The following is an 11814-nucleotide window of genomic DNA, read 5'->3' as shown; positions in this document are numbered from 1 at the left end:
TTCATGATGATCAATGTGTTTAATTGATCACGGGCAATTTATAAAATTGAGGTTTAGGCTCGTCGGCAAATTCAAAATCATTATAATCAGTTACCACGTGATATAAGGTATCGCGCTCAATAGGATGCCTGCCCACCTGTTTAATCAGCTCAACCAATTGTTTGGTAGACATTCCGGGATTTTGCTCTTCAGCCCCCGCCATCGAATAAATTTTGGTGGTATCATCCAAAGTTCCATCAATATCGTCTACCCCAAAATTAAGCGAAAGCTGTGCCGTGTTACGGCTGATCATGGCCCAATAGGCCTTGATATGATCAAAGTTATCCAGGTAAATGCGGGCGATAGCATAATTCCGCAAATCTTCAACTACGGTTGACTCGGGAACATTTGACATCTGGTTATCCTGGTTACGGAATTTAAGCGGAATAAAGGTTTGGAAGCCGCCGGTTTTATCCTGCAACTGCCGCAACCTATCCATATGATCTACCCGGTGCCAATATTGTTCGATATGGCCGTACAACATCGTTGCGTTTGATCGCATGCCCAGTTTATGCCATTCCTCATGGATCTGCAACCATTGGTCGGCAGTACATTTATCTTTGGCTATCTGCTCGCGTATCTCCGGGTGAAATATTTCAGCACCGCCGCCCGGCATCGATTCCAAGCCGGCATCCTTCATCAGGCTCATACCGGTAGCATAATCAATTTTGGCTTTCTTAAAAATATAATGGTATTCAACCGGCGTTAATGCCTTAACATGCAGTTCGGGCCGGTGTTGTTTAATACGGGTAAATAACTCGCTGTAAAATGGCACATCGTACTGCGGCAGTACACCGCCAACAATGTGTACCTCGGTAACCGGCTCGCCATCATATTTCTTCACTATATCGAGCATCTCTTCCATGGTATACTCCCAACCTTGCGAACGCTCTTTAATTAAGCGCGAATAGGAGCAGAATTTGCAATCGTAAACACAAAGATTGGTAGGCTCGATATGAAAGTTGCGGTTAAAGTAGGTTTTATCGCCGTGGCGCTTTTCGCGGATGTAGTTGGCTAAAGTACCCAGGTAAGCCAGTTCGCCTTTTTCGTACAAAATAACGCCCTCGTCAAAAGTAATTCGTTCGTTATTGTAAACCTTTTGGGCGATAGCCCTGAGTTCGGGCAATAAAAGCGGGTTATTCAATAAGACAGTTAAAGATAGTTCGGAGTCCATTGTAATTCCTTTGCCTGCAAAAGTACGATAAAGGGGACAATTTTTTGATCATTTTGATGTAACAAAGAAATTGGCGTTAATTTAGAATCAATCTGTAAATTAGCGTAAAACATATATGATCAAAGTCTACAGGTACGTTATCTATGCAATATTAATAATTGGAACATGTGGCTGCTATATGTACAAGCCGTCCTTTACATTACTTGATTATACATGGAGCAGTAGTTGGCAATATTCATATTCGCTAAAAGTGGACGATCAGGGAAAAGCCTTTTTGCGAAAAAACAATTTAAAAACCGACAGCTTTTTTGTCAGGACAAAAATCAACCTAAACGAGTTAAATATCCTGATGAAAGAAATCGACAAAGCTAAACTCGATTCTCAATATATTCAAGATAACATACAAGACGCGCCTTCTTTTAAAGTTATGATATATCCAGAACGAGCTTTACCATCTCAATATAAAGTTTACGGTGATAATTACCCCAGGCAATTAAAAAAACTTGAAGATTATTGTCGAATGCTATCAGAAAAACAAGGGTGGCTCTATTTAAAAGATACTATCATCGATTTTGAAAGCCGAGAAAAGCAATTTCAGAGCCATGTTAAGGGTATACATTTTCCTCCTCCCGAAGAAAAACAATAAAATTAAGAGCAGGCTATCACTTCAGTTTTGACAGATTTATTATCCTTGCTTATCAAAGCCATAAACAATTAATATCAGCACACTTTAACACGCGGTAACTATCCAAACCTTGTAAACATCCACTACACTATAACAGGGCAAACGCATTAAAAAAGTAAGAGGAGGCACCTACAGAGCCCCAACAGCTTAAAGGCCTGCCTATAAACGGGCGACTCCGCTGGAGTCAAAACAAACCGTTAAAGAGCTCCGGTAGGAGCTTCCTGTTTATAGCAGACAAAAAGAAGAAGTTTTGGCTCCGTAGGCGCCCCCTTGTCAGCAGGTTTTCCTTTTTGCGCCAATAAAATCAAATGAACTTTTTTAGTGCGTTTGCATTGAGGTTAGATGGCAGGAGAAGCATTCCATCCAAAGCATCAAACACATCGCCACATTCGCTCATATTATTCACACGCAGCAATTTATTGTTAGCACATTCACCCGCCATTCCTTATTTTTACCGGTCAACATAATGCCGATGAAAATAGAAACCATTGCCATACACGCCGGTAACCACGCCGACAACAATACAGGCGCGGTAATACAGCCTATCACTACCTCAACCACGTTTATCCGCGAGCAGGGTGAGTATCCGGGTGGCTATATTTACAGCAGGGCAAGCAACCCCAACCGCACCTCGCTGGAAAACGTGCTGACTAAACTGGAAGGTGGCGCTGATGCCGCGGCTTTTTCATCGGGCAATGCCGCAGGTATGGCCGTTTTTCAATCGCTCAAGCCCGGTAGCCACATTATTGCGCCGGACGATATGTACCACGGCTTGCGCAATTTGCTTAAAAATGTATTTGCGGGTATTTTAGAGTTCGATTTTATTGATGTAAACGATCCAACCATTTTGCAAGATCACATCAAACCCAATACTGTTTTAATCTGGCTCGAAACACCTTCAAACCCTTTACTTAAAATCACAGATATTAAGCAAGCCGTAGCCATTGCCAAACAGCACCAATTGTTAGTGGTTTGCGATAATACTTTTGCTACCCCCCTTTGCCAGCAGCCTTTAGCTTTAGGTGCCAACCTGGTTATGCACTCGGCCACCAAATATTTTGGCGGTCACAGCGATATTATGGGCGGCGCTTTAATTACAGCCGACAAAAACGATTGGTGGCAAAAAATACGGCAGGTGCAGGAAATGGGCGGCGCCATCCCCTCCCCTCAGGATTGTTATATGCTGGTACGCAGCATTAAAACCTTGCCCTACCGCATGAAGGGCCATGTACAAAATGCACAGCTACTGGCCGAATTTTTAGAAAAACATCCAAAAGTTGAACGGGTAATGTATCCGGGATTAGCCACGCATCCGCAGCACGCCATAGCCGCACAGCAAATGCAAAGCTTTGGCGGCATGCTTTCCTTTTGTGTTAAAGGCGGCGCGGATAAAGCTGCTAAAGTGGTTAACGCCCTGAAATTATTTACCCAGGCCACCAGCCTCGGCGGCGTTGAAAGCCTGATTGAGCATAGAGCGATGATTGAAGGGCCGGATACCCAAACACCTAAAAACCTGCTCAGGGTATCTGTCGGGTTAGAGAATATCGACGACTTGATAGAAGATATATCACTGGCTATCAACACGATATAAAATACATCAAAATATTGTTTTGCATAATAGATGATTGTATCCTATATTTGAAACATTATTTGGTAGCGATACCAAGATCATGCCCCTCAAAAGGTTTGATTTATAAAGAAGTGGCGAGAGATCAGGCTCATTAACCCACTGGCAACCCTCCGGAACGGAGAAGGTGCCAAATCCTGGCCCGGTGAATGGATCATCGGGGAATATAAATGTACAACCATGAAAATACTGTTGTTGCTTTTAGATTTTTTTAATTACCGGAAAGATTTCCGTCGCGAGTATGTGTTGGTTGCTATCTCAAATAGCCCAATGTGTATGTGTTGCTTGTTAAGCTGCTAAACGACGGGAAGCGCCTTTTTCAATTACTGAAAAATTGGTGTACAATTTCCAGGGGTGCGGGCACCCTTTGAAATCATTCATCTAACATCCAAAAATTAATTCTGAAAACTTAAAATTCAACATCCCATGTCAACTCAAAAATTTGAAACACTACAATTACATGCAGGTCAGGAAGTAGACCCTACAACAGGCTCACGCGCTGTGCCTTTATACCAAACTACATCATACGTTTTTAAAAATGCCGAGCATGGTGCCAACCTGTTCGCGTTGAAAGAGTTTGGCAATATCTACACCCGCATCATGAACCCCACTACCGATGTGTTTGAAAAACGCATTGCGGCACTTGAAGGTGGCGTTGCTGCCTTAGCCACAGCATCGGGCCAGGCGGCGCAGTTTATTGCCCTGAACAATATATTACAGGTGGGCGATAACTTTGTAAGCTCTCCGTTTTTATACGGTGGCACTTATAACCAGTTTAAAGTAGCTTTTAAACGTTTAGGGGTAGAAGCGCGTTTCGCCCACGACGACAGCGCCGAAAGCTTCGAAGCACTGATAGATAGCAATACCAAGGCGCTTTACCTTGAAACTATTGGCAACCCCGGCTTTAACATTCCTGATTTTGAAAAAATTGCCGCGCTGGCCAATAAATATGATCTGCCCTTAATAGTTGATAATACATTTGGCGCAGGTGGTTATTTGTTCCGCCCTTTAGAGCATGGCGCTCATGTGGTGGTTGAGTCGGCCACTAAATGGATTGGCGGCCATGGCACCAGCATTGGCGGCGTTATTGTTGATGGCGGCAACTACAACTGGGGCAACGGCAAGTACCCACAATTTACTGAGCCTTCCGAAGGTTATCACGGCTTGGTTTTCGCTGATGTATTTGGCGTTGGCGGCCCCTTCGGCAATATCCAGTTCATCATCCGTGCCCGGGTTGAGGGTCTGCGCGATTTCGGTTCATCGCAATCGCCATTTAACTCTTTCCTGCTCATCCAGGGTTTGGAAACTTTGTCTTTACGCGTTCAGCGCCATGTTGATAATGCGTTAGAACTTGCTAAATGGTTGGAAAATCATCCGCAGGTAGCCAAAGTAAATTATCCGGGGCTCGAATCATCGGCACACCATCAATTGGCCAAAAAATATCTTAAAAATGGATTTGGCGCCGTATTATCTTTCGAGATTAAGGGCGAAAAAGAAAATGCCGGTCAGTTTATCAACAGCTTACAACTGGTGAGTCACCTGGCTAACGTGGGCGATGCAAAAACCTTGATCATCCAACCATCGGCCACAACACATCAGCAATTATCAGATACGGAGCAGGCCGCCGCCGGTGTTACCCCAACCCAATTAAGGGTAGCCGTAGGCATTGAGCACATTGACGATATTAAGGCTGACTTTGAACAGGCTTTTGCCAAAATTAAACACCTGGAATTAGAGGAAGCATAAAACTGATGTAATCCCTCCCCCTCTTCCGGCGAGGGGGAAATAAATAAAAAATTAACAAAAACTGCTCCTTTTAAAAGAGCAGATTGAGGTAGGCCCTGATGAGCGCAGAAATATTTAAATATTCAAAAACATTTACCCTGGAGTGCGGGCAGAAGTTGCACGGGCTGCAAATTGGCTACCATACTTTTGGTAAACTCAATAAAAACCGCAATAATGTGATCTGGGTTTGCCACGCGCTCACGGCCAACTCGGATGTGCTGGACTGGTGGGCAGGCTTGTTTGGAGAGAATAATCTTTTTAACCCCGAAGAGCATTACATAGTTTGCGCCAACGTTTTAAGCTCACCTTATGGGTCAACCAATCCGTTGAGCATTAACCCGGTTACCCAACAACCCTATTACTTGGCGTTCCCGCAGGTTACCATTCGTGATATGGTGCACGCGCATCAGCTGCTGGCCGATCATTTAGGTGTCGATCAGATCAAGGTTTTAATTGGCGGTTCATTAGGCGGCCAGCAGGCTATGGAATGGTCTATCATTGAGCCCGAAAGGATCAATTACCAGATCCTGATTGCTACCAACGCCAAACATTCGCCCTGGGGCATCGCCTTTAACGAGTCGCAAAGGTTGGCCATTAGTACCGATCGTACATTTTACGCCAACCAGCCCGATGGCGGCAGCAAGGGGTTAAAAGCGGCACGCAGTATGGCCCTGTTATCCTACCGGGGATATGAAACTTACCAGGCTACCCAGCAGGATGATGATAACGAGAAGCTGGATAATTATAAATCATCATCGTACCAGGGCTATCAGGGCGAAAAACTGCTTAAACGCTTTAACGCTTACAGCTATTGGTATTTAAGCAAAGCGATGGATTCGCACAACGTGGGCCGTGGCCGCCAGGGTGTGGAGCAGGCTTTGAGCCAGGTTAAGGCCCCCACATTGGTTATCGGCATTAAATCGGATATCCTGTTCCCCGTTTCGGAGCAGCAATATCTGTATCAGCATATCCCCAACGCCGTTTATTCGGAATTTGATTCGATATACGGGCACGACAGCTTTTTAATAGAAACAGAAATATTAACAAAAACAATCGAGTCCTTTTTAGGCAACAACCTGAACGGGAAAGTGGTTAAAATGCAAACTGCATAATTTTTAAGATGAGTAAAAAACTAAGGATCGGTATTTTTGGCTTCGGTGTAGTGGGCCAGGGATTATACGACATTATTAAGACGAAACAACTGAACTTCGAGATCGTAAAATTCGCGATCAAAGACCCTAACAAAAAGCGCACTTTACCCGCTGAACTGTTTACGACCGACCGGGACGAGATACTGGACGACCCGGAAATTAATACGGTGGTTGAGTTGATCAATGATTCTAAAGCAGCCTTCGAGATTGTTAAAAAAGCTTTAACATCAGGCAAGAATGTAGTTTCGGCCAGTAAAAAAATGATTGCCGATAACCTGGAAGAACTCATCTACCTGCAAAAACAATACGGCACATCGCTTTTATACGAAGGTGCGGTATGCGGCAGTATCCCCATCATCCGTAACCTGGAAGAGTATTACGATAACGAATTGTTGCATTCTATCAGCGGTATTTTTAACGGCTCTTCCAATTACATTTTATCCAAAGTTTACAACGAGGGCCTGGACTACGATACGGCGCTAAAACAAGCGCAGGACCTTGGTTTCGCCGAAACCGACCCCACATCAGATGTTGGCGGCTTTGACCCTAAATACAAACTTGTTATAGCAGCCGCGCACGCTTATGGCGTAATTGTTAAGCCCGAAGAGGTGTTGAATATCGGCATCCAGAACCTATCCACCTACGACCTACAGTACGCCAAAGAAAAACGCCTTAAAATTAAGCTGGTGCCTGCCGCTAAAGAGCTCGACTCGCAGCATGTAGCCTTATTTGTAATGCCAAAATTTGTAAACAGCACCGAGTTTTTATATAACGTTGATAACGAATACAATGGCGTAGTAGTGCAGGCCGCCTTCGCCGATCAGCAATTCTTTTTCGGTAAGGGCGCTGGCGGCCATCCCACTGGCTCGGCTGTATTATCAGATATAGCAGCTTTGCGCTACGATTACCAGTACGAATACAAAAAAACGCACGAAAAGAAAGACCTCAAGTTTACCAACGATATCGAGCTGAACGTTTATGTACGTTATGACGATGAAGAACTGATTGAGGCGCTTAACTTTGATTACATCCACGAACGTTTTTATTCCGGTAAATTCCGTTTTGTTATAGGAACTATCAAATTACAAAATCTAATCGCCAACCAACACCGTATATTAACTGAGAATGCTTTTGTTGCCTTTGCAGGCGATTTGAAAGATGTGAGGTTAAGTGTGATGGATGATGTGGCAACTGAAGTTTTATAGGTAGATTTCTTTAGTTGTCCGGGAGGCTCCTTGTTTTACAGGGAGCCTTTTTTTGTTAAACACTTTAAGCTATAACAACCGACTAATTTTTCGAAATTGGCAGCAAAGCGATGCTTCTGTTAACTACCACAAAAACCAATTTGAATTATTTATTCCTACAACGTACATATATTTTATATGTTTGTAACACCAAACTTACATTCCCTTTGTTTTGATGCTAACGATAAAAAAACTGTTCACCAACAAGTATTTTGTATTAACGTTATGGTTTGGCTTAAGCTTTATAGCGGCCATTAAAGAGCTGTTGATCCACCAGATCAACAATTACAAAATATATAAGTATACCTTCTACAACCTCATTCATCAGCAAAATCTATTTTCCCCGTATCCGCAGTTTTTTGAGGATAAAAACCACTACGGGCCAATATTCGCGCTGGTTATAGCCCCCTTTTACATGCTACCCGATGCAGTTGGCGTATTGTTATGGAGTACTTTTAACACTTTTGTATTGTACAAAGCCGTTACGCTGCTGCCCATTGATACCAAGAAACAGGTTGCCATATTTTTAATTTGCGCCCACGAGCTCATGACGGCGTCGTTCAGCGTGCAGGTTAATCCCTTTGTAACCGCCATCATCATCCTGAGCTTCGTTTTCATCAAAAAAGAAAAAGACTTTTGGGCGGCCTGCATGGTAGCCCTGGGTACTTTTATTAAGCTGTATGGCATTGTGGGGCTGGCTTTTTTCTTTTTTTCGGAGCATAAGCTCAAGTTTACTTTAAGCATGGTGTTTTGGTCGGTGGTGTTTTTTGTTTTTCCGATGTTGTTTTCGTCGCCACAGTTTGTGGTGCAGTGTTACCAGGACTGGTATCATAGCCTGTCCGACAAGGATATACAAAACTCCACCTCAACCATGCAGGATATTTCGGTTAAAGGCATGGCGCGCCGCATTTTTGATGTACCTGCCCTATCCAACATCTGGTTCCTGGTGCCCGGGATTATTTTGTTCTTCTCATCGTACATCCGTTTTGATGCTTTTAAAAATGTAAATTATCAGTTGCTGATATTGGCTTCTACCTTGATATTCCCTATTATATTCAGCAGCAGTTCCGAGTCTCCAACGTATATCATCGCCTTTGTTGGCGTGGCTATCTGGTTTATTAACCTGAACAGGCCGGTTACGTCTTTTGAATGGTTTTTGCTTATTTTTGCCATCGTGATTACCAGTTTTTCTCCATCGGACTTGTTCCCCAAATATCTCAGCACGCACGTTACCAAAAAATACGGACTAAAGGCTTTACCTTGCCTGATGATCTGGCTTAAAATAGTTTATGAAACATGGACAAGGCGCATTGAACAGCAACCTGCAGCGCCTATAGCGGTAACAGCATCATGAAAAGGAAGATATCGGTAGTTGTACCCTCGTTTAACGAAGAAGGCAACATTGAACTTTTAGCTTCCCGGTTATTGGTTGCCCTAAAAAATTTCCCCGCTTACAATTACGAGGTTATTTTTATTGATGATGGAAGCTCAGACCGAACATTAGATAAGCTAAAATCGCTGTCGCTAACGGATCCTAACCTGTTCTACCTGGAGCTGTCGCGCAATTTTGGACACCAGAATGCATTGAAGGCAGGCTATGATTTTGCTACCGGGGATTGCATCATCAGTATGGATGGCGATATGCAACACCCACCCGAACTGATAGGTCAGTTTATTGAAAAATGGGAAGAAGGTTACGATGTGGTATACTCCTGCCGCGAATACCAGGATGACGCTACCATATTTAAAACCAAAACATCGGATATTTTTTACAAGATGATTAACTCGCTGTCGGACACCAAACTTGAAAAAGGGACGGCCGACTTCAGGTTGATTGACCGTAAAGTGGCCAACGTTTTAGTTCAACTGAATGAAAATGGCTTGTTTATGCGCGGCCTCATCAAATGGCTGGGCTTTAAGCAATATGCTATCCATTACCAGGCCGATCCCCGTTTTTCGGGTAAAAGTAAATATACGCTAAGACGGATGGTAAAGTTTGCGGTTGAAGGTATAACTGCCTTTAGTGTAAGGCCCTTATATATAGCAACCGGTATCGGATTGTTTTTCTCCTTAATGTCCTTGCTATACATCCCCTATATTCTCATCAGTTATTATTGCGGTCACGTGGTTTCGGGATGGTCGTCAGTATTGGCATCTGTGGTGTTTTTCGGCGGCATACAATTGATGGTATTAGGTATCATCGGCATGTACCTGGGCAAGCTGTTTATGCAGGCCAAGCAGCGCCCTAACTACATCATCAGATCAACAAACCTCGAAAGCCAAAAGCATGATCCTGTTAAGTTTTGATATTGAAGAGTTTGATATGCCGTTTGAGTACGGTAAAGAGATTGCTTTTGATGAGCAGTTAGCCATATCAACCGAGGGCACGCTTAAAATACTGGCTATATTAGCCAAAAGAAACATTAAAGCTACATTTTACTGCACCGCCAATTACGCGCTGAACAAGCGCGATATCATAGCTAAAATAGTAAACGAAGGGCACGAAATAGCTTCGCACGGTTATTACCACTCCGACTTTAAACCCGAGCACCTCCAACAATCTAAAGATGTATTGGAACAACTATCAGGGCAAACCGTTAAGGGCTACCGAATGGCCCGGATGATGCCTGTGGATGAGCGCGAAATATTTAAGGCCGGTTATCAATATAACTCATCTATCAACCCTACCTTTTTGCCGGGCAGGTACAATAATTTCGGCAAACCTCGTACCTGGTTTCATCAGGATGGTGTTTTACAATTGCCTTCTTCCGTTTCGCCATTGGTACGGTTCCCGCTTTTCTGGCTCTCGTTCCATAACCTACCTATGGGCATGTTAAAATGGCTATGTACGGTAACCCACCGCAAAGACGGCTATCTTAACCTCTACTTCCACCCCTGGGAATTTACAGACCTGCATAAACCTGAAAAATTTGGTTTCCCCGGGTATGTGGTAAAAAACACCGGCGTCAATTTTGAAAAACGGATTGACACCTTTATTGCGTGGGCGCAACAAAAGGGCTACGGGTTTGCAACCAGCGCTGAGTTTGTGGAGAAGGTTATTGGTTGATAGTTATTTAGTTAGAATGATTGAATATAGTGAACATCCTCGTAGCATTAGCAAAAAAAACGAAGAGGCCAAACTGCACGACGAGCCAGGTGTTGGCCGTCGGGTGGAAGGATCGGGCAGTTTTGACTTTATTCACCTGTGTTTGTTTTTTTTAAGGTGTTCACGAGCCCCCGCTGGTCTGCATTTGGTTACTTTTTGTGTCAAGACAAAATTGCCATAGCAGTCATTCACGCCAAAAACAAACACCAGTGGATAACTAACAAGGCCCTTCCCGCGGCGTTTGAGCGGGCCGATGTTGCAAATTAAGAATACTTACTTTCTGAGCAATGATAGCACATTGATCATCCGTGCACCTAATATGATACATACTTACGGCTTTTAGGAGATCCTCCTCGCGTTAGGATTGCGAGGAGGGAAAAGGAGAAATCTTTTGCTTTAGATAGACACATAGGCAAGCAGGCCTTAAACAGCCTCGGCTCGCGCAGAAGATTTCTCCCTCCTATCGAAATGACATCAAAGGGTAAACGTTATTTAGTTATTATTGGGCTAAATCACGAAGGGATTTAACCTCGTTATGGGCAGTCCTTAACAATTCCTTTTGGCGGGTTATAATTTCCCTTAAAAAGGCAGGTAAGTGCTCCTCTTCCAATGCACTTTTGTAGGCACGTTGCGCTGCATCTTCTCCGGCTTCGCAATTAGATAAAACAGCTTTGCGGTCGTGACCAGTAAATACTGCTTTTACGTCCATCCAGGCACGATAAAGTTTGCCGCTGCCAGTGGTTCCGGTTTCCATATCCTCGCCAAAAGCTTGAATTTCGGTACCGAGTTCCATTTTGCATTGGTGGCTTTCCTGGATGTAACGGGTGAACAAAGGCCTTAAATCGGCATCCTCATCTGTTGTTTCTTTTAATGCGCGCTCATAACCTTCTATCCGATCGTTATTGATCAAAACTAAATCGTTCAAGGTGTCAACTGTTGCTTCTTTGGTTTCCATAGTGTTAAATGTTTATATAGATACAACCCAGAAACTATTGTAATGTTT

10 protein-coding genes and 1 riboswitch are annotated in these 11814 nt (G+C 43.6%); of the genes, 8 read left to right on the top strand and 2 right to left on the bottom strand.

Annotated features, from left to right (window positions below):
• Nucleotides 1-19: 19 nt before the first annotated feature.
• The gene (gene mqnE / locus MUCPA_RS27390) at nucleotides 20-1213 is read right to left on the bottom strand and encodes an aminofutalosine synthase MqnE (RefSeq protein ID WP_008510910.1); all 1194 of its coding nucleotides are present in this window, start codon (nucleotides 1211-1213) and stop codon (nucleotides 20-22) included.
• A gap of 250 nt (nucleotides 1214-1463) precedes the next feature.
• On the opposite strand from mqnE, the gene MUCPA_RS27385 reads away from it, so the two are divergent.
• The 8 genes from MUCPA_RS27385 (at nucleotide 1464) to MUCPA_RS27350 (ending at nucleotide 10772) form a co-directional block, all read left to right on the top strand.
• The gene (locus MUCPA_RS27385; RefSeq protein WP_157543994.1) at nucleotides 1464-1859 is read left to right on the top strand and encodes a hypothetical protein; all 396 of its coding nucleotides are present in this window, start codon (nucleotides 1464-1466) and stop codon (nucleotides 1857-1859) included.
• A 511-nt stretch (nucleotides 1860-2370) separates the two neighbouring features.
• A complete protein-coding gene (locus tag MUCPA_RS27380) occupies nucleotides 2371-3489 on the top strand; it encodes a trans-sulfuration enzyme family protein (RefSeq protein WP_008510904.1) in 1119 nt (372 codons plus the stop codon).
• A gap of 97 nt (nucleotides 3490-3586) precedes the next feature.
• Nucleotides 3587-3698: riboswitch (SAM riboswitch) on the top strand.
• Between the two features lie 253 nt (nucleotides 3699-3951).
• Nucleotides 3952-5271, top strand: a complete 1320-nt coding sequence (locus MUCPA_RS27375) for an O-acetylhomoserine aminocarboxypropyltransferase/cysteine synthase family protein (protein WP_008510902.1) — start codon at nucleotides 3952-3954, stop codon at nucleotides 5269-5271.
• Between the two features lie 98 nt (nucleotides 5272-5369).
• Nucleotides 5370-6422: a homoserine O-acetyltransferase family protein gene (locus tag MUCPA_RS27370; RefSeq protein WP_008510901.1), complete on the top strand. Its 1053-nt coding sequence runs from the start codon at nucleotides 5370-5372 to the stop codon at nucleotides 6420-6422.
• Nucleotides 6423-6430: 8 nt separating this feature from the next.
• Nucleotides 6431-7666: a homoserine dehydrogenase gene (locus MUCPA_RS27365; RefSeq protein ID WP_008510899.1), complete on the top strand. Its 1236-nt coding sequence runs from the start codon at nucleotides 6431-6433 to the stop codon at nucleotides 7664-7666.
• Nucleotides 7667-7880: 214 nt separating this feature from the next.
• Nucleotides 7881-9059, top strand: coding sequence for a glycosyltransferase family 87 protein (locus MUCPA_RS27360; protein ID WP_008510897.1), 1179 nt, complete (start codon nucleotides 7881-7883; stop codon nucleotides 9057-9059).
• Nucleotides 9056-10012, top strand: a complete 957-nt coding sequence (locus tag MUCPA_RS27355; RefSeq protein WP_008510895.1) for a glycosyltransferase family 2 protein — start codon at nucleotides 9056-9058, stop codon at nucleotides 10010-10012. Before MUCPA_RS27360 ends, MUCPA_RS27355 begins: the two co-directional genes overlap by 4 nt.
• On the top strand, nucleotides 9993-10772 hold the full coding sequence (locus MUCPA_RS27350; protein WP_008510893.1) for a polysaccharide deacetylase family protein: 780 nt from the start codon (nucleotides 9993-9995) through the stop codon (nucleotides 10770-10772). The genes MUCPA_RS27355 and MUCPA_RS27350 overlap by 20 nt, the downstream gene beginning before the upstream one ends.
• A gap of 538 nt (nucleotides 10773-11310) precedes the next feature.
• Here MUCPA_RS27350 and MUCPA_RS27345 read toward each other — a convergent pair.
• On the bottom strand, nucleotides 11311-11766 hold the full coding sequence (locus tag MUCPA_RS27345; RefSeq protein WP_008510891.1) for a PA2169 family four-helix-bundle protein: 456 nt from the start codon (nucleotides 11764-11766) through the stop codon (nucleotides 11311-11313).
• Between the last annotated feature and the right edge of the window lie 48 nt (nucleotides 11767-11814).

The sequence above is a fragment of the Mucilaginibacter paludis DSM 18603 genome (assembly GCF_000166195.2).
GTDB lineage: Bacteria > Bacteroidota > Bacteroidia > Sphingobacteriales > Sphingobacteriaceae > Mucilaginibacter > Mucilaginibacter paludis.
This window is presented reverse-complemented; position numbering and strand designations above follow the sequence as displayed.

What these genes read in the sequence shown, in the direction of transcription:
- MUCPA_RS27355 (WP_008510895.1), top strand. Translation starts at nt 9,056, where the DNA reads ATGAAAAGGAAGATATCGGTAGTTGTACCCTCGTTTAACGAAGAAGGC.
- mqnE (WP_008510910.1), bottom strand. Translation starts at nt 1,213, where the DNA reads ATGGACTCCGAACTATCTTTAACTGTCTTATTGAATAACCCGCTTTTA.
- MUCPA_RS27365 (WP_008510899.1), top strand. Translation starts at nt 6,431, where the DNA reads ATGAGTAAAAAACTAAGGATCGGTATTTTTGGCTTCGGTGTAGTGGGC.
- MUCPA_RS27380 (WP_008510904.1), top strand. Translation starts at nt 2,371, where the DNA reads ATGAAAATAGAAACCATTGCCATACACGCCGGTAACCACGCCGACAAC.
- MUCPA_RS27370 (WP_008510901.1), top strand. Translation starts at nt 5,370, where the DNA reads ATGAGCGCAGAAATATTTAAATATTCAAAAACATTTACCCTGGAGTGC.
- MUCPA_RS27345 (WP_008510891.1), bottom strand. Translation starts at nt 11,766, where the DNA reads ATGGAAACCAAAGAAGCAACAGTTGACACCTTGAACGATTTAGTTTTG.
- MUCPA_RS27375 (WP_008510902.1), top strand. Translation starts at nt 3,952, where the DNA reads ATGTCAACTCAAAAATTTGAAACACTACAATTACATGCAGGTCAGGAA.
- MUCPA_RS27360 (WP_008510897.1), top strand. Translation starts at nt 7,881, where the DNA reads ATGCTAACGATAAAAAAACTGTTCACCAACAAGTATTTTGTATTAACG.
- MUCPA_RS27350 (WP_008510893.1), top strand. Translation starts at nt 9,993, where the DNA reads ATGATCCTGTTAAGTTTTGATATTGAAGAGTTTGATATGCCGTTTGAG.